At 66.1% G+C, this 19,707-nt stretch carries 21 protein-coding genes and 4 tRNA genes; 12 read left to right on the top strand and 13 right to left on the bottom strand.

Annotated elements, in window-relative coordinates; all coding sequences use genetic code 11:
• Positions 1-37: 37 nt before the first annotated feature.
• Positions 38-1,519: an amino acid permease gene (locus HF999_RS00125; protein ID WP_168543920.1), complete on the top strand. Its 1,482-nt coding sequence runs from the start codon at positions 38-40 to the stop codon at positions 1,517-1,519.
• Between the two features lie 20 nt (positions 1,520-1,539).
• On the opposite strand, the gene HF999_RS00120 is transcribed toward HF999_RS00125, so the two are convergent.
• Positions 1,540-2,436 carry an AraC family transcriptional regulator gene (locus HF999_RS00120; protein ID WP_168543919.1) on the bottom strand — a complete coding sequence of 299 codons (897 nt, stop codon included), beginning with the start codon at positions 2,434-2,436 and terminating at the stop codon, positions 1,540-1,542.
• A gap of 115 nt (positions 2,437-2,551) precedes the next feature.
• Between HF999_RS00120 and HF999_RS00115 the strand changes: the two genes are divergently transcribed.
• Positions 2,552-3,289, top strand: coding sequence for an SDR family oxidoreductase (locus HF999_RS00115; RefSeq protein WP_168543918.1), 738 nt, complete (start codon positions 2,552-2,554; stop codon positions 3,287-3,289).
• A 30-nt stretch (positions 3,290-3,319) separates the two neighbouring features.
• Here the strand turns inward: HF999_RS00115 and HF999_RS00110 are convergent, their stop codons facing one another.
• Positions 3,320-3,937: a mycothiol-dependent nitroreductase Rv2466c family protein gene (locus HF999_RS00110; protein WP_168543917.1), complete on the bottom strand. Its 618-nt coding sequence runs from the start codon at positions 3,935-3,937 to the stop codon at positions 3,320-3,322.
• A 338-nt stretch (positions 3,938-4,275) separates the two neighbouring features.
• Between HF999_RS00110 and HF999_RS00105 the strand changes: the two genes are divergently transcribed.
• Entirely contained in the window at positions 4,276-5,565 is a 1,290-nt protein-coding gene (locus HF999_RS00105) for a tyrosine-type recombinase/integrase (RefSeq protein WP_168543916.1), read from the top strand.
• Between the two features lie 46 nt (positions 5,566-5,611).
• On the opposite strand, the gene HF999_RS00100 is transcribed toward HF999_RS00105, so the two are convergent.
• Genes HF999_RS00100 through HF999_RS00090 form a run of 3 tightly spaced genes read right to left on the bottom strand, consistent with a single transcriptional unit; the run spans position 5,612 to position 7,274 of the window.
• Positions 5,612-5,935, bottom strand: coding sequence for a hypothetical protein (locus HF999_RS00100; RefSeq protein ID WP_168543915.1), 324 nt, complete (start codon positions 5,933-5,935; stop codon positions 5,612-5,614).
• Complete coding sequence (locus HF999_RS00095) at positions 5,935-6,351, bottom strand: hypothetical protein (protein WP_168543914.1); 417 nt, start codon at positions 6,349-6,351, stop codon at positions 5,935-5,937. The genes HF999_RS00100 and HF999_RS00095 overlap by 1 nt, the downstream gene beginning before the upstream one ends.
• Positions 6,348-7,274 carry a hypothetical protein gene (locus tag HF999_RS00090; protein WP_168543913.1) on the bottom strand — a complete coding sequence of 309 codons (927 nt, stop codon included), beginning with the start codon at positions 7,272-7,274 and terminating at the stop codon, positions 6,348-6,350. The genes HF999_RS00095 and HF999_RS00090 overlap by 4 nt, the downstream gene beginning before the upstream one ends.
• A 65-nt stretch (positions 7,275-7,339) precedes the next feature.
• On the opposite strand from HF999_RS00090, the gene HF999_RS00085 reads away from it, so the two are divergent.
• From HF999_RS00085 to HF999_RS00075, 3 genes are read left to right on the top strand one after another with little or no spacing between them, the layout of a single operon-like run.
• A complete protein-coding gene (locus HF999_RS00085) occupies positions 7,340-7,702 on the top strand; it encodes a hypothetical protein (protein ID WP_168543912.1) in 363 nt (120 codons plus the stop codon).
• Positions 7,695-8,189 (top strand): hypothetical protein, encoded by a 495-nt coding sequence (locus tag HF999_RS00080; protein ID WP_168543911.1) that lies wholly within the window; start codon positions 7,695-7,697, stop codon positions 8,187-8,189. Before HF999_RS00085 ends, HF999_RS00080 begins: the two co-directional genes overlap by 8 nt.
• Entirely contained in the window at positions 8,186-8,983 is a 798-nt protein-coding gene (locus HF999_RS00075; RefSeq protein ID WP_168543910.1) for a hypothetical protein, read from the top strand. The genes HF999_RS00080 and HF999_RS00075 overlap by 4 nt, the downstream gene beginning before the upstream one ends.
• A gap of 211 nt (positions 8,984-9,194) precedes the next feature.
• On the opposite strand, the gene HF999_RS00070 is transcribed toward HF999_RS00075, so the two are convergent.
• Positions 9,195-9,557 carry a hypothetical protein gene (locus HF999_RS00070; RefSeq protein WP_168543909.1) on the bottom strand — a complete coding sequence of 121 codons (363 nt, stop codon included), beginning with the start codon at positions 9,555-9,557 and terminating at the stop codon, positions 9,195-9,197.
• A 147-nt stretch (positions 9,558-9,704) separates the two neighbouring features.
• Positions 9,705-9,929: a hypothetical protein gene (locus tag HF999_RS00065; protein WP_168543908.1), complete on the bottom strand. Its 225-nt coding sequence runs from the start codon at positions 9,927-9,929 to the stop codon at positions 9,705-9,707.
• Positions 9,930-10,106: 177 nt separating this feature from the next.
• Here HF999_RS00065 and mihF point away from each other — a divergent pair, with 177 nt between their 5' ends.
• A complete protein-coding gene (mihF, locus tag HF999_RS00060; protein WP_168543907.1) occupies positions 10,107-10,475 on the top strand; it encodes an integration host factor, actinobacterial type in 369 nt (122 codons plus the stop codon).
• A 385-nt stretch (positions 10,476-10,860) separates the two neighbouring features.
• Here the strand turns inward: mihF and HF999_RS00055 are convergent, their stop codons facing one another.
• The 3 genes from HF999_RS00055 to HF999_RS00045 all read right to left on the bottom strand — a co-directional run bounded on the left by HF999_RS00055 (position 10,861) and on the right by HF999_RS00045 (position 13,639).
• The gene (locus HF999_RS00055; protein WP_168543906.1) at positions 10,861-11,811 is read right to left on the bottom strand and encodes an MspA family porin; all 951 of its coding nucleotides are present in this window, start codon (positions 11,809-11,811) and stop codon (positions 10,861-10,863) included.
• 656 nt (positions 11,812-12,467) lie between these two features.
• The gene (locus HF999_RS00050) at positions 12,468-13,355 is read right to left on the bottom strand and encodes an IS3 family transposase (RefSeq protein ID WP_168543905.1); all 888 of its coding nucleotides are present in this window, start codon (positions 13,353-13,355) and stop codon (positions 12,468-12,470) included.
• Positions 13,352-13,639, bottom strand: coding sequence for a transposase (locus tag HF999_RS00045; protein ID WP_168543904.1), 288 nt, complete (start codon positions 13,637-13,639; stop codon positions 13,352-13,354). The genes HF999_RS00050 and HF999_RS00045 overlap by 4 nt, the downstream gene beginning before the upstream one ends.
• Before the next feature lie 551 nt (positions 13,640-14,190).
• Between HF999_RS00045 and HF999_RS00040 the strand changes: the two genes are divergently transcribed.
• Positions 14,191-15,531, top strand: coding sequence for a hypothetical protein (locus HF999_RS00040; RefSeq protein WP_168543903.1), 1,341 nt, complete (start codon positions 14,191-14,193; stop codon positions 15,529-15,531).
• Between the two features lie 117 nt (positions 15,532-15,648).
• Positions 15,649-16,428: a hypothetical protein gene (locus HF999_RS00035; RefSeq protein ID WP_168543902.1), complete on the top strand. Its 780-nt coding sequence runs from the start codon at positions 15,649-15,651 to the stop codon at positions 16,426-16,428.
• Between the two features lie 837 nt (positions 16,429-17,265).
• Here HF999_RS00035 and HF999_RS22255 read toward each other — a convergent pair.
• From HF999_RS22255 to HF999_RS00020, 3 genes are all read right to left on the bottom strand, one after another.
• On the bottom strand, positions 17,266-18,354 hold the full coding sequence (locus tag HF999_RS22255; RefSeq protein ID WP_246206997.1) for a recombinase family protein: 1,089 nt from the start codon (positions 18,352-18,354) through the stop codon (positions 17,266-17,268).
• The gene (locus HF999_RS00025) at positions 18,351-18,599 is read right to left on the bottom strand and encodes a helix-turn-helix domain-containing protein (RefSeq protein ID WP_168543901.1); all 249 of its coding nucleotides are present in this window, start codon (positions 18,597-18,599) and stop codon (positions 18,351-18,353) included. The genes HF999_RS22255 and HF999_RS00025 overlap by 4 nt, the downstream gene beginning before the upstream one ends.
• Before the next feature lie 301 nt (positions 18,600-18,900).
• A tRNA-Val gene (locus HF999_RS00020) sits at positions 18,901-18,972 on the bottom strand.
• Positions 18,973-19,231: 259 nt separating this feature from the next.
• Here HF999_RS00020 and HF999_RS00015 point away from each other — a divergent pair.
• The 3 genes from HF999_RS00015 to HF999_RS00005 all read left to right on the top strand — a co-directional run bounded on the left by HF999_RS00015 (position 19,232) and on the right by HF999_RS00005 (position 19,516).
• Positions 19,232-19,304: transfer RNA gene (locus HF999_RS00015), tRNA-Gly, on the top strand.
• Between the two features lie 17 nt (positions 19,305-19,321).
• Positions 19,322-19,395: transfer RNA gene (locus tag HF999_RS00010), tRNA-Cys, on the top strand.
• Positions 19,396-19,444: 49 nt separating this feature from the next.
• Positions 19,445-19,516, top strand: a tRNA-Val gene (locus HF999_RS00005).
• Positions 19,517-19,707: the final 191 nt, after the last annotated feature.

Here is a 19,707-nt window from a genome sequence, read left to right as displayed (position 1 = left end):
CCACGTTCGTCACAACACGCCCCTAGCGTTCCCGGGCATGACGTCACAAGCTGATTACGACAACTCCGTTCTCGCACATGAGGAGGAGGGCTACCACAAGACCCTGAAGCCCCGTCAGATCCAGATGATCGCGATCGGAGGCGCGATCGGTACCGGCCTGTTCATGGGCGCCGGCAGCCGACTGCACGACGCCGGTCCCGGATTGTTCCTCGTCTACGCGGTGTGCGGCCTCTTCGTCTTCTTCATCCTGCGAGCACTCGGAGAACTCGTACTGCATCGCCCGTCCTCCGGGTCGTTCGTCTCGTACGCACGCGAATTCTTCGGGGAGAAGACAGCATTCGTCACCGGATGGTTGTACTTCTTCAACTGGGCGGCGACCGCCATCGTGGACGTGACCGCGATCGCCCTGTACGTCCACTACTGGGGTGTGTTCAGCGCGATACCGCAGTGGACGATCGCTCTGATCGCGCTGGCGATCGTGATGGCGATGAACATCATCTCCGTGAAACTCTTCGGCGAGATGGAGTTCTGGGCCGCGATCATCAAGGTCGTGGCGCTGGTCGGCTTCCTCGTCGTCGGCATCGTCATCCTCGCCTCCCGGATGCCGGTCGACGGCCACACCACCGGCCCCTCGCTCATCGCCGACAACGGCGGCCTCCTGCCGCTCGGCTTCCTACCACTTGCCATCGTCGTCTCGGGTGTCGTCTTCGCCTACGCGGCAGTCGAACTCGTGGGCATCGCGGCGGGCGAGACCGCGGAGCCCGCGAAGGTCATGCCGCGAGCGATCAACTCCGTGATCGTCCGGATCGCCGTCTTCTACGTGGGGTCCTTGATCCTGCTCGCCCTGCTCGTTCCGTACACCGAGTTCGCCAAGGGGACCAGCCCGTTCGTCACCTTCTTCTCCAAGATCGGCGTGCCGTACGCGGGCGATGTGATGAACCTGGTCGTTCTGACGGCGGCGCTGTCCAGCCTCAACGCCGGCCTGTACTCCACCGGCCGGATCCTGCGGTCGATGGCGCTCAACGGCAGCGGCCCTGCATTCACCGGCAAGATGAACCGCAACGGTGTCCCGTTCGGTGGCATCGCCCTCACCGGTGGTCTGACGCTGCTCGGCGTGGTGCTCAACATGGTGGTTCCGGAAGAGGCGTTCAACATCGCGCTGGACCTGTCCGCGCTGGGCATCATCTCGACGTGGGCGATGATCCTGCTGTGCCAGATCCAGTTGCACCGCTGGGCGAACAAGGGCATCGTGACCCGACCGACGTTCCGACAGGTGTTCTCTCCGTGGAGCAGCTACGCATCGCTCACGTTCCTCGCTGCCGTCGTCGTGCTGATGTGCTACGAGAACATCTGGAACCTCTACGCGATCGTCGCCCTGGTCCCGATGCTCATCGGCGGTTGGTACGCGGTGCGCGGCAAGGTCACGAGCGTGGCGGCGGAGCGCGCCGGCTACACCGGCCCCTACCCCGTGCTCCCGGAGCCGCCGATTCCCACCGACCACGGCCCCGACCGAGACTGAGCACCGCTGAGATCCGCGGTTCACCCCGCAGATCTGCGGACGTACGCGCGCGGGGGCTCACCCGTGTACCTGGTGAACGCCGTGCTGAATGCGCTGGCCGAACCGTAGCCGACCCGACTGCCCACTTCGGCGACTCCGATGTCTTCGTGGCGGAGGAGATCACGCGCCACCGCCATCCGCCATGCCGTCAAGTACTCCATCGGGGGTACACCGACGCAGCGCGTGAACCTGGTGAAGAACGCCGATCGCGACAACGAGGCGACCTCACTCAGCTCGGAGACCGTCCACGGCTTATCGATCCGTTGGTGCATCTGTCCAACGGCGGGCGCGATCCTGGGGTCGGCCAGGCCACGCAGCAGTCCAACGGGCGCCTCGGGAGCGGATACCGTCCGCAGCGACTCGACGAGAAGGATCTCGACGAGTCGCGACAGCACCAGATCGCGCCCCGGCCTGTCCTGAACCGCCTCGTCCGCCACCAGGGAGACGAGGGGTTGGAATCGCTCGACACCGCTGACATGCACGATCGGAGGCAGGAGCGAGCACAGAAGGGATGTATCAGGCGAATCGAACACGAAGCTGCCACCCAGGATGCGGACCTCCGGCTCGAGACCGCCTGAATAGTCCGCATCCACATCGCCGCTCAGACCTCGGGGGTCCACCTGGATGGGATTGACATCGTCGAAGCCGGAGAGATCGAACGCCGGTGTAGCCGGGAGGAGCACGAAGTCTCCCCGGTTGAGGATGATCTCGCGAGCGCCCGCTACTGCCAGGCGACAGCTTCCCTCCAGGACGACGGCGAACCCCGGGTGACCGAATGCGGCGTAGCGGACACCCCAGGCGCCCGCGCCGGAGATCCGCTTGGAGACCACGCCGCGGGGTCTCAACAACTGCACCACCTGAGACAGAGGATCAGTCACGAGGTCTCCCACCCGGTCGCCGGCCTGCTGGCTGCACTTCAAGCCGGACTATCGATAATGAAGTCGAGACTTTTGATTATAGATAGTCCGATACGGCCGGGCTAGCGTGGGTGGCGTGAAGACAATACTCATCACCGGAGCATCCTCCGGGTACGGCCTCGCCACCGCCCTCCACTTCCATTCCCAGGGATGGAAGGTCGTCGCCACGATGCGCACGCCGCGCGAGGACGTCCTGCCGCTCTCCGACCGCATCAGGATCGTGCAGCTGGACGTGACGGATCCGGATAGCGTGACAGCGGCCTTCGCTGCGGCCGGACCCATTGATGTCCTGGTCAACAACGCGGGCATCGGGTCGATCGGGGTCGTCGAGGCGATGTCGATGGACAAGGCCCGAGAGCTGTTCGAAACGAACACGTTCGCGGTGATGGCGACGACCAAGGCCGTCATCACGCAGTTCCGGCAGCGGCGCTCGGGTGTCGTGGTCAACGTGAGCTCGAGCGTCGTCCTCGGGGCCATGCCTCTGACCGCGATGTACAAGGCGAGCAAGATGGCCACGGAGGGATTCACCGCGTCGCTGGCGCTTGAACTGGCCCCGTTCGGGGTCCAGGCGAAGCTCGTCCAGCCCGGCTGCCCCACCACGCAGTTCTCGGCGAACGCCGGAGATCTCAGCGACGTGGTCCCCGACGCCTACTCCGAATTCGCCGCACCGATCATCGAAGGCTTCACCGCGCAGGGCGATGTCACCACTCCCCAGGATGTGGCCGGCGCCGTCTGGCGTGCGGTGCACGACACCACGGGCACGCTGCGCTTCCCCGCCGGCCCCGACGCGGTCGCCCTGGCACAGGCCCGCTGACCGACGCGGGGACGCGGGGATCGCGATCCGTCAGTTGCTGTAGTTCGGCTCCCCGTCGCGCCCTCGGCGCAACTCATAGAAGTGCGAGAACCGGCTGGTGAGCTCGATCCCGTCGAAGAACTCTCCGGCCTCCTCGCCCGTCGGGTACGAATCGATCACCGGCCCCGAGAAGGCTCGGCCGTTCACCTCGGTCACCGGGGTGCCGGTCCCCGTGCCCACCGCGTCGACAGCCGCCTGGGTCGAGGCACGAATGTCATCGTCGAGTTCGGTGGACGCGGCGTCGTCGGCGTAGGACTCCGGAAGGCCGGCGTCGGCGAGCGCCGCGCGGATCGTCTCGACGCTGACGTCCTTGCCCTGGTGGTGGATCAGTGTTCCGATCGCGGTGTAGAAGTCGGCGAGTTTCGCGGGACCGAGGTCGCGCGCGATCGCCGCGCTCACCCGAACCGGACCCCACCCGGCGGCCAGGCGCTCCGCGAACTCGGGCGGCACATCGCCGCCCTCGTTGAGGGCCGAGAGACTCATGATGCGCAGCTGCAGGTCGATCGGTCTCACCTTGGTGACCTCCGTGAGCCATCGGGACGTTCCCCACGCCCACGGGCATACCGGATCGAACCACAGCGCTACGGGTTGTTTCTCTTCGTTGACCATGGCTTCAACATTAGTGCTCCCGACTAACGTCAGGGGTGGTGACTTTGAGAAACGGATTCACACATGGGGCCGGTGACCCGGCGCGGTGGATCGCGAGTGACAGGACCGACCCCAGAAACGAAGAAAACCGCCTGATCACCAGGCGGCTTCTCGGTGGTCCTAGCTGGGATCGAAACGTACAGTACAGGTCGCGGACACATCGACCCAACCGGGGCGAATAGGCAGTCTACCTGCGCATTCACGGCGTTCTCCTCGGTACTCCGATGGTCAGGCGTTGACAGGATCTACACTCCGATTGTGCGCATATTGTGCGCGGAACGGTTGCGGTGAGGGGCGGCATGGCACGGGCGAAACGCGGCTTCGGGACGGTACGGAAGCAGCGGAGCGGGCGCTATCAGGCGCAGTACACCGGCCCCGACGGCGTGCGGTACCCCCTCGGCACCTACGGCACGGCGCGCCAGGCCGACGCCGCGCTGAGCAAGGTGCGAGTCGCCATCGACTATGGCACCTGGGTCAGCCCTGCCGAGCAGGCGCGGCTCGACGCCGAGGCCGAGGCCGCAGCGGAGGCTCACCGGCTCACCGTCGCCGAGTACGCGGAGCAGTGGATCCCGACGCTAAAGAGCCACTCACACCGTCACAACAGCGCGAGCCGCTTCCGTCTCCACATCAACCCCGTGCTCGGCGACACTGCCCTCGCGGACCTCACCAGGGAGCTGTGCGACTCGTGGTACCGCGGCTGCTGCCCGAAGTATCCGACGCAGCGGGCCCGGTGCTACGAGAATCTTCGCGCCATGCTCAACGACGCTGTGGACCGCGGTCTGATCGGAACCAACCCGCTCCGGATCAAGGGCGCGAGCACTGTCTCCGCGGCGAGGAAGCCTCAGACCGCCTCCCTGGAGCAGCTCACCGCTCTGATGGACGCGATGCCCGAGCAGGACCGCGCCGGGATTCTCATCGCGGCGTGGTGCGGGCTGCGTGCCGGCGAGGTGACAGCGCTGCAACGGCAGGACGCGGCGACCGATCCCGCCGCGTCCGTCCCGAAAGCACCCACGGTGCGCCTCTGGATCCGGCGGCACCTGGTGCAGAACCGCGGCCGCTCAGCAGGTGAGCCCAGCCTGTTGATCGTCACCGGCTCGAAGGCCAGCGGCATTGAAGAGGCGGTGGTGGTGCCGCCGCACATCGTGCCGGAGCTCTGGGAGCATCTGGACCGCTTCGTCGCCGAACACCCCCGCGCATGGCTGTTCCCGTCGCGCACCGATCCGGAGGCACCACTCCACCCCAGCACCCTCGACAATGCGTGGCAGAAGGCGAAACGAAGCGCCGGGCTCGCCCAGTTCACCTACCACGACCTGCGTCGAACCGGGATGACGATCACGGCGGAGAGCGGCGCGACGCTCGCCGAGATGATGGCGCGCCTGCGCCACCGCACCATCACCGCCGCGCAGCGGTACATAGTCCAGGCACAGGGGGCGGACGTCCGGGTCGCCGAGCGGATCAGCGCGAAGGCTGCCCCGGTTGCCAGGCCCGCCGCTCCCCCGCGGCCGGTCGCCGCCGCAATCGACCCCGTCGAGGCGGAGGTTCAACGGCGAGTGCAGGAGCGGCTCAGGGAGCTGGGGATCGAGGAGTAACCCAGTTGCGCGGCCGCGCGGCTGGCGCAGCGTGTGGGGGTGACGGTCAGCGACCGCCGCGGGGCACCAACACGGTGTGCGCCGGGGTCCATCCGCGGCAGACGCCACCCGGGCAGAGGCCGAGCACGGCGTGTTCCCACAGGGCATCCGGCGCCAGATCCACTACGCCGGCATCGGTCTCCCAGCCGACCGTGCCCCCATCGCAGATGCCGGCCTCGGGGATCATCTCCCCGGTGAGGTACCGGAAGACGCCCGCCCCGCCGAGCAGGTAGGAGAAGTCATGGTCCGCCACCGTGCCGTCGGCGTGGCGCAACCGCACCCAGGTGCCGCCACGGCTCTCGACGCCGACGATAGGCCACGGAACGGCCACTACCTCTTCTCCTCGTTCATCCGCTCGATCTCCTGCTCAAGTTCGCGCTGCTGGATCGCTGCTGCCGGTCCAAGCTCGACCGGGGCGACAGGGGTGTACTCGCCGCGCTCGATCCCGCTGCTCATGCCCTGCCAGTAGTTGTCATCCCGCTCCGTCACGGTGTGCCCCTCGCAGCGCGTCTTCACCCACCCGCTCGGCAGCGTGACCTCGCGGCCGGGCTGGCCGCATTCCTCGCAGACCTCGGAGCTGCGCCGCTCCGCCGCATCGAGCAGTTCCTGCGCGGCAGGGCTCCACGGTTCGATCGCGCCATCCAGCACTCCGTACTTCTCGCTCGCCTGGATCAGCTCCGCACCGACCGCGGCGAGGTCCCGCCGCAGCTCCTCCACCAGCGGCCGCCACCCTCTGCCGACGCTCATCGTCCCTCCATCCGCACAGTCGCGTCCGTGCCGTTGACGTCAACGACGTAGCGCCCATCGCGCGAGACATCGAAACCCGCCGCCCGCAGTCGATCCGCAGCGCCATCGTCCACGACGATCTCCATGTCCACGGTCGTGATCAGATGCGCTGCGAGCGCCTCCACGTACAGCATTGCCGGTCCGACCGGCGGCGTGATCCGGAGCACGCCGCCGACCCGTTCCACCGCTGCGTCGGGGTACATCGCACGCCAGAACCGCTCGCTGATGGCGAGCGAGTTCGTGACCAGTCGCAGCTCGGTGATGCCCTCCGCCGCGCCGCCCCGCGCCCGCGCGACCACCTCTGCGGCGTACCCGTGCTCGCCGCGTTCATGAAGGTCCGATGTCGAGGCCCAGAGAGCTCGCGACGCGAGCTGGGAGAGCGTGTCCATCTCACCGCTGGTGATCCGCCTGGACGCGTCCGGCGGCAGCGAGGTCAGCGTGCGATGCAGTGCCGCTGCCTGCATCGCTACCCGATGAAGAGCCGCACGGGTCTCAAGGTCACTGCTCACCGCCTCGTAACCTTCCTGCGCTGCGGCGGCGCAGGCGGAGCAGAGCCGCCGAACAGCTCCGTCCCGCGACGTGTGCAGCGAACCGACCTTCCCGCACTCTTCGCAGATGTGCGACGCCTTCCGTTCGGCGGCCCGAACCAGTGCGCGCATCGCCTGGTAGCGGTCTGCATGAGCGGTGTCGAAGCGGAAGTCCAAGTCTCCGGCTTCTTGCTTGACCTGCTTGATCGTGTAGTCCGAATCGACCTCCGCGAGCGCCTCGTCGAGTTTGATCAGGATCGAGTGCCAGCCGGGGCCGACTCCGATACAGCGGTCCCACTCTGCGGGGAACCTGCGCAGGATCGATGCCAACTCGGGGTACTCGTCCTCGTCGCTCATGCCCTGATCATCGCGCGGCGGGCTGACAGTGTCGACGGCGTTTCCGATGCACGTACCCGTTGCACATGCATCGGAACCTGCAGCCGCTCAAGAACATCGGGGAACTCGTCAGCCGCTCAAGAGATACTGCCGGCATGGACTCCGACACCGACCTGATCACCCAGCTCCGCCAGATGCTTACCGACGCCGAGGACCGCGAGGATCCGGTGGACGCAGCGTGGGCCCGTCACTCCCTCGCGCGCGCCGAGCAGACCACAGCGCAGCTCGATGCGGTCGAGGCCCTCCTGGTCGCCCTGATTCCGACGCGGGAGCGGGGTGCGCTCACCGCGCCGGTGATTGCGGAGCGGATGCCTCGGATCACCACCGCCGTGGAGGCCGCGGTCACGGAGGCGAAGCGCGTCACTGACATGGAGGCCGATCGTGGCTGAGTCCGAGGGTTACCGCCGCCGACGACAGCTCCTCGATGCGGTCGACGCCGAGATGATGCGGGTACACGAGGACGTGTTGTCCCTTCTGCGCCGCGGTGCACCTGACGATGCCTACGCCGTGCGCTTGCAGGTGTCCGGCTCCCTCGACCAGCTCGTCGAGGCCATCGATGAGGTCCTTGGCTACTTCGAGCTGCACCCCGCAGCGCTCGCGGAGAAGTCCGACCGCGTCGTGCTGGTCGAACGCAGCGGGCCCGAGCCGATCGAGACCACCTACCCGATCGAAGACTGGTGCCGGGAGGGGCCGAAGATCCTCACCGCGGCGCTGCGTCTCTGGGGCGTAGCAGGTGGACAGGTTCGCCTCTCTGGCAGCGCATTACGCGGACGCGGCACCGTCTACACGCAGTCCGGCAGCTATACCGCGGCGGCGTGGTATGCCGCGGATGAGCACGGAGCCATCTGGCCCCAGGACGTGGAGGACAAGCGGTGACCGAGACCCGAACTCTCACCGAGCACTGGCAGCACTGGCTCCCCGACGGCTCGCTCGTGCCCCGCACCACCTCACTGAGTGTCACCGCCACCTCGACCGACGACGAGATCGAGGAGACGATTCACGCAGCATCGACTGCACGTGAGCAGGCATTGCGCGACGCGGTGGCGAACCAGGCCGCCGCATGGCGTGCCAGCTGGACCGCGACCGTCACTGCGGAGCGCGATGCCTGCGGAACCGGATTTAGTTGCGCACACCACGTGCATTGGGTAGAGGGTGGCGGAGCTGCGCCGGCAGCGGCGAACCATCGCTGGTTGCCGCTGGTCGTCACCGCGGAGACCACCGACATCGAGATCGCGGCGCTGGTCGCCGAGGCCGTCGACCGTCGGACTGCGAGCGAGTACCGCGACGTAGAGGTGCAGATGCTCTCCCGCCGTACGGGGCGGCGGCAGCGACTCCAGCAGTATCGGCACGAGCTCGGAGGTCCTCCACCGACGCCGATGGTGGCGCCCAGACCCTCCGCCGCCCCGCCCTGTCCCACGCCGGGACGGATACGAGCGTGGGAGACCACCGATGCCGTGTGGCTGCAGTGGGTTCCCGTCGGCGAGCCGCTCGATCTCGAACATGCCGTCGCGCAGCGGGTGCCGGTGAGCGCAACGGACACCGACGCGGACCTCGCGGCTGCGGCCGAGCGGTGGCTCACCGGTTACGGCTGCCCGCCCGAAGGCACGATCGAGTGGCTGATGCCTCAGCTCACCGCACACCGGGACCGGCTCGCAGATGCCCTGGGCTGAGACATCACCGCAGCGCTGCGAGAGCTGCGGCGCAGCGTTCGGGCCGAAGCGGGTGCTCGTCGGGTGCTCGTCGGGTGGGAGCCGGGAATCCCCGGGAACAGGACGTACTGCTGCCTCGCCTGCGGTCACACCATGCAGGTGCCTGCCGACCGGATCGAGCACCACGAGGTGCCGGCGCCACCATCGCGACGCCGGCACCCAGGCCCTAGCTCTACCCGCTGCGGGTGATGCAGACGGTCAGTTCACCAACCTCGACGACTACGTCCTCGGTCTGCCCTTCCCTCGGCCAGGTGCGAGCCGAGAATCCAGCTGCGAGAACCCGTTCGAGCGTGGGGTCGAGGTCAGAGGTGTCGAACTGCAGCAGGCTCGGGACACGCTCGCGCGAGTCTGCCATCACCTCCAGGCCGATGCCGTTGGTGGTGAAGTCGTAGCGCAGGGTCTCGATCTGATCCAGGCGGGTCATCGGCCGGACGACAGACTCTGCCTGGATGATCGCGGCGACGAGCCGGGCGATCTGCTCAGCCTCGTCGGGCGGGGCGAACAGCTGGACACGGCTGAGGGTGGGTGCAGGCACTGGTTCTCCTCTGTGACAACGTCGCCGCACCCAGGGCTGGGGCGGCTAACGTTGCTCGCCCCTGTTCCGCATGGTCAGAGCCTATCGCCGGCCGACTCGGAGAGCGGGTTGCCGGCGGCGTCGACCGCGACAGTCCACCACTGCTCGTCAAGGATGATGATGCGGTCGGCGTCGTTGACGGTGACCCGCCCCTGCTCGGGCGTTCCGGTGATCGCGATGGTGCCGCCCAGGCTCGCCCTGCTGCAGCTGGATCGCCGAGTTGATCCCCACGGGGTACTCGCCGAGCCACTCCGCGGCGGGGTAGGCGACGAGCTCACCGCTGATCAGGTCGCGCACGTAGACGCGGAGCTGGGCGCCGGCGAACAGGTCCATGGGCGGAGGGTAGCGACGACCACCGACACGTGCGCCGCTCCATGGTGGCGGCAGACGTCAGGTAGGCCGCGACAGCGAGCGCATCCGCGGTGCGGCGCGCCCTCGTTGTCACCTGTCAGCCCATCCGGCTACGGTCGCGATTGAAGCACGATTTCGCCACGACCAGGAGGAACCCCCATGGCACTGCCCACTCTCACCCCGGAACAGCGGGCCGACGCGCTCGCCAAGGCCGCCGCGGTCCGCGCTGCACGTGCCGCGATCAAGGCCGATCTGAAGGCCGGTACGACCACTCTCACCGCCGTGCTCCGCCGTGCGGACGAACCGGCGGTCGGGAAGATGAAGGTGCAGGCACTCATCGAGGCACTGCCTAGGATTGGCAAGGTCAAGGCCGCCGAGATCATGACCGAGCTGGAGATCGCGGAGAACCGCCGCGTCGCCGGCCTCGGGGAGCGTCAGCGCGCGGCACTCGTCGAGCGGTTCGCCGCCTCAACCAAGCCCCGCACACGAAGCCCCTCACCGTGGTGGTGGCGGGCTTCGCTGCACTGACACGGGGATGCGGGGCTACTCGGGTAACCCCTGCGACTCAGGCGGATCGCTTCGGTCTCCTCGGCCGCCGAGATCGCACCGCCGTCACGAAGCACGCCCCAGTATTCGCGGCGCCGGGCCAGTTCACGTTCAACCCAATCGGGTAGGCGCGCCGCCCACCCTGGATCGGCTCCTCGTCGGTCACCGCCTGACACTAGCTGTGCCGCATGGGCGAGCGAGGCGCTCTCGAGCAATGCGGCCCACTTGCTGCAGCCCGTGGCCGTTGCCGGTCGTCGCCGCAATCGTGGCGATCCGGCATCGCGGATCGCGGTGAGTCCTTGGTCGTGAGATCCGCGATGTGGATGGGCGTGAACTGAGAGGCCATACTCAGCGACGTATCGGCGCCCTACCGGTTCTGCTCCGGGCGGGTCAGGAAGATGGGCTTGCCGAACGTGGTGAGGGTATCGTCGGTAGCATCGGTACTGACCGCAACTGTCGCATATGTCCGAATCTGGACGCCGCCAATGCAGTTGTCGACAGCGATGCGGATGTCGCGGGACATGACCTGGGCGTTGGGGCCGACGACAGCCTTCTTCGCGTACGGAATGTCCTTGGTGGTACCGGGTTTGAGGACGCCGGAGATGTTGCCGGTCTCGGTGACGGTGTCCGACAGGGTGCCTGACAACGAGCCTGTTCCGGTGCCGGAGACGCTGCCACCGCCTTGGCCGCCGCTCGAGCCGCCTTGGCCCTGTCCGGTGACGGTGCCGGACGCGGTCACGGTCGGGGTGATCGAGGCTGTGGTCGCGTTCGACAGCGACCCACCCACAGTCAAACTATCGGCGGTCACGGCACAGCCGACCTGAACGCCTGTGGTGAGCGTGGCGGACTTGATTCGACTGGTGGGCTTGAGCTTCGGGTCGTTGGGGTGCGCGGCTTCGATTTTCGCTTCGCCACCTACGGAGCTGAATCCTTCGAAGCTTTGCGGCGATCGGTTCAAAGGCGGGACGGAATCGAGCTTCTCGCCGAACTTGGAGACGGTGACCTTCCAGCCGTCGCGGGTGATCAGTTCACGGCTGGTGTCGGCGAACTCGCCAGTGCGGATCTGCCCGGGAACGGGCACGCGCATCAGGGGCGCCGGCGGCGGAGCCACCGTAGCTGCAGCCGGCGAAGCAGCCGCCGCTGCGGGTGTCGGCTTGGGCGCTGGAGCGGGCGCGGCGACCGCCGGGCCGGCGGCGAGCGTGACCGCGGCCGCAGCGACGCAGAGCGCGATCAGCGTCCGCGGTAGCCGGGACGGGTGGATGCGAGGCGCGGTGGGCATGTCGTGGTCTCCCCAGGTGAAGTCGATCAACAATGTCACATCTGTAACAACAGCCCCAATAGCACCACAGTGGACACGGAATTTGCAATGCGTGTAGATAACAGATCGATCACAGTTGTCGAACATTCTGCCCACGTGCGACGTCGACGTACGGCTTGAAACCGCACACTCCTGCAGACTCCGCGACGACCCCGCATCGAGCGACAGCCCGTAAAGTGCACTACACCAGCATGTTTGGTTCGCCAGCGTCACACTAAAGCCGCGGGACGGCGAGGGATCTACGCTCGGTGAGATGGTGGGCGATATCGAATCTGCAGTGCGTTGACGCGATGAGTATCCGCTACGGTCAGGTTCGGGCGGATGACGATAGTCCACCTGACGTGCCGTGATGTCGTAAGTGTATCGAAAGGGTGGCCCATGTCCGCGGACGAGACCCGACAACTTCCCGTTCAGCAACCAAGACCCGCGCCCGAGACGGGCGCTGCATCGGCTGCGCCGACACCACCTGCGACGAGCAGCGTGAACACAGATGCCACCGCTAACGACGAGCTCCGCGCGCTCGCCCGGAAATCTGCCGGACTGGTCGTCGGCCTAGCCCTGTTGATCGGCTGCGGGTTCGCCGTCTCCCACCTCAACGCCTGGGGTGAGCGGTTGGAGCTTGACCCGGTTTCCCGGACAGTTTGGGTTGGTGGTGTTCAGGCTACCTGTGTGGTGGCGTGCAGGGATTCGTAGTAGAGGTTCTCGAACTCGATCGGCGCGAGGTATCCGATACTGGAATGCCGCCGGCGGGGGTTGTACCAGGCTTCGACCCACTCGAAGATCGCCGAGGCGAGCTGCTCAGGCGAGTCCCATTCTTGGGTGTCGAGCAGCTCGCGTTGCATCGTGGACCAGAACGATTCCATCATCGTGTTGTCGACACTGGAAGCCACTCGCCCCATCGATCCGAGCAGCCCCGCCCGACGCAGTCGATCACCGAAAACCCAAGAGGTGAACTGACTTCCACGATCTGAATGGACGATTGTCTCGCCATCTGGGTCGCGGCGCCACAGCGCGTACTGCAGCGCGTCGACGACCAGCTCGGTGCGCATGTGATCGGCTATCGACAATCCGACCAAGCGGCGCGAGAAGCTGTCCAGGACGCCGCAGCAGTAGAGTTTCCCGGTCTTGGTGGGATGCTCGGTGATGTCCGTGCACCAGAGTTCGTCCGGGGCGTCGGCTGTGAACTGCCGCTGCACTAGATCGTCGAAGACGGCCTCTGCACGTCTGTGACGCTTAACCTTTCGTGATCCTCCGATGCCGGCGACGCCGAGCATCCGCATCAGTCGCGCTACCCGTTTGCGGCCCGTTCGCTCCCCGCCGGCCAGGCGCAGATCGGCGTGCACTCGCGGTGCGCCGTAACAGCTGCGGGACTGCGCGTGGATGTCGCGGATCTTGTCCGCCAAGTGCGCATCGGCTTCATCACGCGCCGACGCCGGCCGGTCCCGCCAGTCGTAGTAGCCGGACGTCGATACCTCGAGCCTCTCGCAGGCCACCGCGACGGCAATGCCGTCTGCGGCCAGTTCGTGGACCAGCGAGAACATCATTTTGGGAGGATGTTCTCCCGCGCGAAGTACGCGCTCGCGCGTTTGAGGATCTCCACCTCCTGCTCCAGTCGCTTCTTGTCGCGGCGCAACTGGGCCAGCTCGGCCCGTTCGCTGGTGCTCAGGCCCTCTTTTCTGCCGGCGTCGACATCATCGATGCTCATCCACCTGCGCAAACCGGATTCGGAGATACCCAGGTCCTTGGCGACCTGCGCCACGGACGCACCTTCCTCCCGGGCCAATTTCACCGCCCGGCGACGGAACTCCTCAGGCTTCGGCTTCGGCATAGTCACGGACTCCTCTCCTGCAGCAACAACGCTACAGATCAGGTGTCCGGAGAACCGGGTCAAGCTCCGTCTTCGACCGCGACGGCAACCAGGTCAAACGCTTCGACACCCCCTGGGCATTCGATGTAACCACTGGGGAGAGGATCCCCACCCGCTACGCGCTCGACGGCAGCGACCTCGTTCAGACCATCGACCGACCGGAGGGCAACAACAACCCGATCCTCGCCGACCCCTTTAAAGCGCCGACACAGACCGCCTACGCCGCATCGCAATCCCAAAGTACACAGATCGACCCCACGCCACCATCTCGGCATGAACCAGCAGCCCCGACCGAAACGACACCAAGCTTCTCACCGCAATCCCCAGCCGGCAACACCCCCGCCCTCGGGTCCAGCGAGAACGAGGCACCTGCGTCAGGTTCCGGCTCCAACCCGGGGCAGAGTTCCCGCGGAGAAGATTCGTCGGAGGACACCCCCTCCGGTAATGGCGGAGTTGGGAGAGGCGCAGGTCATGGTGACTCGCTACCGCCGAACGAGCCCGACGAGCCCGAGATGAAGCAGGTAGTCCTTCCGTTCGTTCTCGCGGCGGCGATTATCGAGATGATCCTCGCGATCCTCCTTTTCTACATTGCGCTTGTCGGTATATTTTACGCCGCTACCCACCGGGAGGAGACTTACGACTTCGTTGCGCGCCAGCTACCGAATTGGCTCGGAGATCAAGGCGACCGAATCCGCGATACCGTCGACGGATGGTTCCGGGAAAACCCCGCTCCGAGCGCACCCCCCAAAGAAGGCGACAAAGACCAGGACAAGCCCAACGAAGGGACACCGCCCTCCCCGGCGACGATCCCACCGGTTCCCCCCGCATACATCCCACCAGGCGGCGGCAGCCCAGGGCAGACCCCACCGACGCCAGCCACCCCGACCCCTGCAGCGCCCGGCGTCTCGCCCAAACCACCAGAGATCAAACCGCCATCGACCAGCCCTAGCCCGACAACCCCGACCACTCCGCAACCCGACGCCCCCGTCATCGTCCCGCCCCCGCCAGGACAACCCGGCATCATTCCGGCACCGTCAACGCCGACCATCCCCAACACGCCCGCGCCCGGCAATACTCCCGGGCAACCCGCCCCCAACACACCCCTGCCCGGAGGCCCCCGACCACCGATTGTCCCGATCCCGACCGAACCGCCCGACCCCGGCAAACCACCCACACCCGGCCGCATCGACCCCGACACCGGCCTACCCGTCATCCCCCAACAACCACGCCCCAGCACCACACCACGGCCCGGCACCGGCTCCGCGCCCAGCGCCAGCAACGGCGGCGGCGGTCAAGCGCCGAAACCGGGGAAGCCTGCCAGGCCGAAGCCGAAGCCGACGATGCCGCCACCGACACCGGGCAGCAACGGAGGCCCCGGCGAATGGCGCTTCACCAATGAAGGAACCGCCGACACCGCGACGATGGAGGCAGCCCGCATCTTCCAACAGCTAGTGACGCTGGTGTCGTACCTGTACAGCTACTACGTCAACGGTGTGAAATTCGACGGCTACTTCAACAATATTCCTGGCCTCGGTAAGACCCTCGTCGATGCCAAGAACAGTCTCGGAACTGGGTACGCCGCCCTCGCCGGTCCGAACGGTACGCTCGCAGATATCGACGGCAAGCCATGGCTGGAGGGATTGTTCGACGGAATAGTCAAGCAAGCGAACCGGCAATTGGCTGCATTGGACGACCTACCGAACGGCGGCAGATCAATCAGCCTCGTGTGGGTGACAAACAATGCGGCCACACAAGCAGGAATTAAGGCCGCCCTCGCAACGCTCGGCAGTGCCGCAGAACGAATCACTGTCTTAACCATCGATCAGTGGACCTCTTACCTTGGAAAGCGGTGATACGATGTACGCTATGCATGCGGCAATCGATCGACAGGCGGTACGGGCGTGAGTGAGGCACTATACGAATCGCGGTGGACCTTTTATTGCGCGTCCCCGAACCTCGAGTCAGGCACTATGGACGGGTACGGCAATAACCTCGGCGAGCGCGCCCTCGCGCTGGCTCAGTACATGTTGTTCCTGGCGCCAACGTCAACGTGGCGAGTCGACTTCGACATACTCGCCTCCAATGGCAAGGAGCGCACTATCAAAGAGCAGGTCCCCACCGAGACTGCCGCCACACTTGCGGATTACCTGAACCAAGCGTTCGAGCTGCAGCAGAGCTTTCGATACCCATTGATGCTCTTCAAAATCGACGGAAAAGGAAGGCTCAGGTACTCACCTAAAGGGCATGTGCAAGTCGACCTTAAGATTCCATTGGAAGACCTCGGATCTGCAGGCGAGATAGTCAAATCATGGTGGAATAAAGCTGAGCAGACATGGCCGCTCACGCGGGCATACGCGTTCAGTATGGCTCAAGAAGTGCTCCAAAAGTCGATGGAACGCCGAAACCTGAACGATGAACTGAAGCTGCAGACGGCGATCGCGGCCCGGCTCCGCATGGAACGCGGCCTCCCCGAGGGTGAAGGGCATAGGCCGACAACCAGGAACGTGGCGACTATCGGGTGGCTCGACCGCATCCCGATAGAAGACGTGGTCGATGCCAGCCAGTTCGCGCCGGGAGTGACCTGGCAGCCTGACGAGGCCAGTGGATACGGGCTGTTACAGCTCGGCGCAGAACCTTCCAACTTCACCCTCGAAATGTCCGACTCTGTACACCGCGCCTACGGCAATCCCACACTCGACGACCTCCGCGCACAGGTCGCGGCGCTGGAAGCGCAAACCAATGCGACATAGTTTGGTGCGGCGGCACCGATAGCGATCACCACCGGAGCGGCCGAAAGCGGCCCCTCGACTGCTAAGAGTCAAGGGGCCGCCCGCGATGTAGCGCGATGCATCTCACGCCTATGAATTTGTGATCTGACTCTAGCGAACAGGTGCCGTGCGCGACACGAGAATCGGCGTGGTCTACAGCCGTTCGAGTCGATGCCGTGCCCACACTGGAAGCTCTGGCGGCTGCTCTCCCGGGCATCTTAGGAAGAGATAAAGGAGTCGCCTCGTGAGCTACCAGCGATGTAGGATTCTTTGGGAATCCCCGAATATCGGTTTCGATGTCAAGGATGGGTCGGATACACCTGAGCAGCGAGCTGTTGAGCTGGCGAGGTTTCTGACCACTGTGACGACCGGTTCTCAGTGGTTCATCGACGTAGGGTCCGAAACTGGACACCAGACCGCGGAGCTACCTAGCTCACCCGAGGCCGCGGGGAAGGTATTGCTCGACCACTTCCGAGCCGATCGCGATAGGGGAATAGTTCACCTGGAATGCGACGGCGACCATCAATGCGGCCTCGTGCACAGTAACCGTAAGGTGCCCGTGAACGACCTTTCTGCCATCGCCGACCCGAAAGGTCGCACCACGACGGTCACTCAATGGTATCTTCTAACACGGAAGGCGTGGCCTGTTACAGAGTCCTTTGCCGTAAGTATCGAGCAAAGGGAAATGCAGCACGCCAGAGAGCGAAGTCAGCTGTTCTCTGACATAGAGGTCGAGTCTCTCATTCGCGGCGAGGCCCCGCCTCCTCGCCATCGCCTGAGGACGTTGTCTCCCGCGTCCACCGTTGGATGGCTAAACATTCACGCCGACTCCACGAGCGCGGCGTCCTTCACGATCCGGTACGCGGAGGCGCGGCTGATCCCGAACACTTCGGCTGCCATCGCCACCGGTTCGCCGGCGTGAACCAGTCGCACCAGCTGCGCGGCCTTCGCCTCGGACAAGGCCTTGGGGCGGCCGATCGACTGGCCGCGGGCCTTGCGGGCGGCGCGGCTCGCGGCGCGGCGCTCCTTCCCGTAGGCGAGTTCGATCCCGCCGACGGCGATCAACAGGTTCAGCATCGCCTCGCCGACGGGTGTGCTGCTGTCCAGCCCCTCGCGGAGCGCGCGGACGGTGATCTCCTTCTCTCGGAGTTCCCTGATCGTGTTGCTCATCTCCGGCACGTCGCGGCCGAGCCGGTCGCGCGCCCCGGCGACGTCCTTCGCGGAGCCGGGGAGGATGTGGGTCGAGTTGCCGTCGGGCTCGTCCCACAGCCCGATCTTGTTCCCGCCCAGGTCGAGCGCATCCCAGACCATCGCGCCCGCGAGACCCACCCATCCGATCGGGCCGGGGATCGCGCTCACCAGGTTCAGTGCGCCACCGACGACGTCGCCGCGCTTGAAGCTGTTGTAGGCGGCGTAGAGCCCGATGGCGGTGCCGAGGCCCGGGATCGCGCGACCGGCCGCCTTGAGGCCGATCTTGCTGGCGCTCTTGAGGAGTCCCTCGCCGGCGATCTTCCCCGCGAGCTTGTCACCGAGCGCGGCACCGGCCTTGTACTCGGCCTTGACGATCGCCGGGATGCCCTTGATGGGGCTCTTCGCCGCCTCCAGGTAGGCCTTGCCGAAGGACTTGCCGATCGTCGACGCGGAGTCCTTCGATGTGACCTGGTTGATGTCCTTGACCGCCGAGGCCTTCGACGCCGCGGGCTTGTCGGCGGTGTCGGGCTTGGGCTCCGGCTTCTGCTCCGCGTCGGGCTTCGGCTCGGCCTTCGTGTCCGGCTCGGGCTTCGGCTCGGTCGCGGCCTTCGGCTTCTGCGCCTCCGCGGGGTCCACCACCTCGACGTCGATGATGTCGTCGGGGCCAGGACCGTTGGGGACGCCGGAGGCGAACTGCGCGTAGCTGGGCTTGGTCATCGCGCACCGCCCTTCATCGCGGTCCGCGGCCCCACAGGCACACCGACCGCGTCGAGATCGGCGATGCGGATGCTCAGGGCACCCGTCGGCAGTTTGCGGGCAGGCAGGTCACCGGAATCGATCGTCCGTCGGATGCTGCGGTCGCTGACGCCGAGCATCGCAGCGGCGACGGCGACCGAGACCGCCTGCGCGGGGATGCCGGCGATGGTGGGCGGGACGAGCGACGCGGGCGTGCGCCAGCTCATGCGGTGGGCGCCGCCTGGGCGACGCGTAGGGGGTGGGGTAGGCACGGCAGTCTCCTAGAACTGCCGGCGGCACCCCCTGCAGCCCCATCCACGGCGGGGGTCAGGCGGACCGGCGTTGGGAGCCCGCACGAGCCGGTACGCGGCGGTGAGGCCGCGTACGCCGCGCGTGGATCGCGGCATGCCCTCAGTCTGCCAGCCGTAGCCAACACAGGCCTGGACTACGCGCCGAGGATTGTGCGCGCATCGTGCGCGAACTGCTCCAGAAACGAAGAAAACCGCCTGTCACCAGGCGGTTTCTCGGTGGTCCTAGCTGGGATCGAACCAGCGACCTTCCCCGTGTGAAGGGGACGCTCTCCCACTGAGCCATAGGACCGAACGCTGCGTGCGACTCCGCGTTACCAGGGAGGCGAACGAGAGAGAACACTAACACGACGGCTGAGCGGAAGGGTAATCGGGCGCCCCACCTGCGATTACAGTTCCACCCTGTAAGTCGATGAGGCCTCGGGCGCGTTCCAACCACACCGACTGCGCACGAAACATGGGGTGACCTGCCGATTTGGCAGAGCGCGCGATGTTCACGTAGTGTTCTCTCTCGCACCGGAAAGGCGATTCGAGCGCCGGTTCGGTCGAATGCGGATGTAGCGCAGTTGGTAGCGCATCACCTTGCCAAGGTGAGGGTCGCGGGTTCGAATCCCGTCATCCGCTCGAAGTGGGCTTACCGTGGCGGTGTGGCCGAGTGGTGAGGCAACGGCCTGCAAAGCCGTGCACACGGGTTCGATTCCCGTCGCCGCCTCCAACACGCTCAGCCACTCCGCAATGGAGCGGCTGAGCCCCACTTCATGTAGGCGCGATTAGCTCAGTGGGAGAGCGCTTCCCTGACACGGAAGAGGTCACTGGTTCAATCCCAGTATCGCGCACAGAAAGAAAACCCCCTGGTAACAGGGGGTTTTCTTCGTTTTCAGGACCTAGGGAAGACCGGGCGGGTTATAGGCCAAAATGTGTGTATGGCTCTCGGCGTGTCCGGGTGGTTAGGGGCGTGATCGGCCGGCCCATCCGTGTTGGATGCCGTTGCCGTCTTCCCAGTTGAATCCGGTGCCGAGGGCGGGGC

This window comes from Tsukamurella spumae (assembly GCF_012396015.1).
GTDB classification, from domain to species: domain Bacteria; phylum Actinomycetota; class Actinomycetes; order Mycobacteriales; family Mycobacteriaceae; genus Tsukamurella; species Tsukamurella spumae.
The sequence above is the reverse complement of the archived record's forward strand: the minus strand, read 5'-3'. Positions and strand labels throughout refer to the sequence as shown.

What these genes read in the sequence shown, in the direction of transcription:
- HF999_RS00125 (WP_168543920.1), top strand. Translation starts at nt 38, where the DNA reads ATGACGTCACAAGCTGATTACGACAACTCCGTTCTCGCACATGAGGAG.
- HF999_RS00110 (WP_168543917.1), bottom strand. Translation starts at nt 3,937, where the DNA reads ATGGTCAACGAAGAGAAACAACCCGTAGCGCTGTGGTTCGATCCGGTA.
- HF999_RS00105 (WP_168543916.1), top strand. Translation starts at nt 4,276, where the DNA reads ATGGCACGGGCGAAACGCGGCTTCGGGACGGTACGGAAGCAGCGGAGC.
- HF999_RS00095 (WP_168543914.1), bottom strand. Translation starts at nt 6,351, where the DNA reads ATGAGCGTCGGCAGAGGGTGGCGGCCGCTGGTGGAGGAGCTGCGGCGG.
- HF999_RS00090 (WP_168543913.1), bottom strand. Translation starts at nt 7,274, where the DNA reads ATGAGCGACGAGGACGAGTACCCCGAGTTGGCATCGATCCTGCGCAGG.
- HF999_RS00085 (WP_168543912.1), top strand. Translation starts at nt 7,340, where the DNA reads ATGCATCGGAACCTGCAGCCGCTCAAGAACATCGGGGAACTCGTCAGC.
- HF999_RS00065 (WP_168543908.1), bottom strand. Translation starts at nt 9,929, where the DNA reads ATGGACCTGTTCGCCGGCGCCCAGCTCCGCGTCTACGTGCGCGACCTG.
- mihF (WP_168543907.1), top strand. Translation starts at nt 10,107, where the DNA reads ATGGCACTGCCCACTCTCACCCCGGAACAGCGGGCCGACGCGCTCGCC.
- HF999_RS00050 (WP_168543905.1), bottom strand. Translation starts at nt 13,355, where the DNA reads ATGATGTTCTCGCTGGTCCACGAACTGGCCGCAGACGGCATTGCCGTC.
- HF999_RS00045 (WP_168543904.1), bottom strand. Translation starts at nt 13,639, where the DNA reads ATGCCGAAGCCGAAGCCTGAGGAGTTCCGTCGCCGGGCGGTGAAATTG.
- HF999_RS00040 (WP_168543903.1), top strand. Translation starts at nt 14,191, where the DNA reads ATGAAGCAGGTAGTCCTTCCGTTCGTTCTCGCGGCGGCGATTATCGAG.
- HF999_RS00035 (WP_168543902.1), top strand. Translation starts at nt 15,649, where the DNA reads ATGGACGGGTACGGCAATAACCTCGGCGAGCGCGCCCTCGCGCTGGCT.
- HF999_RS22255 (WP_246206997.1), bottom strand. Translation starts at nt 18,354, where the DNA reads ATGACCAAGCCCAGCTACGCGCAGTTCGCCTCCGGCGTCCCCAACGGT.
- HF999_RS00025 (WP_168543901.1), bottom strand. Translation starts at nt 18,599, where the DNA reads ATGAGCTGGCGCACGCCCGCGTCGCTCGTCCCGCCCACCATCGCCGGC.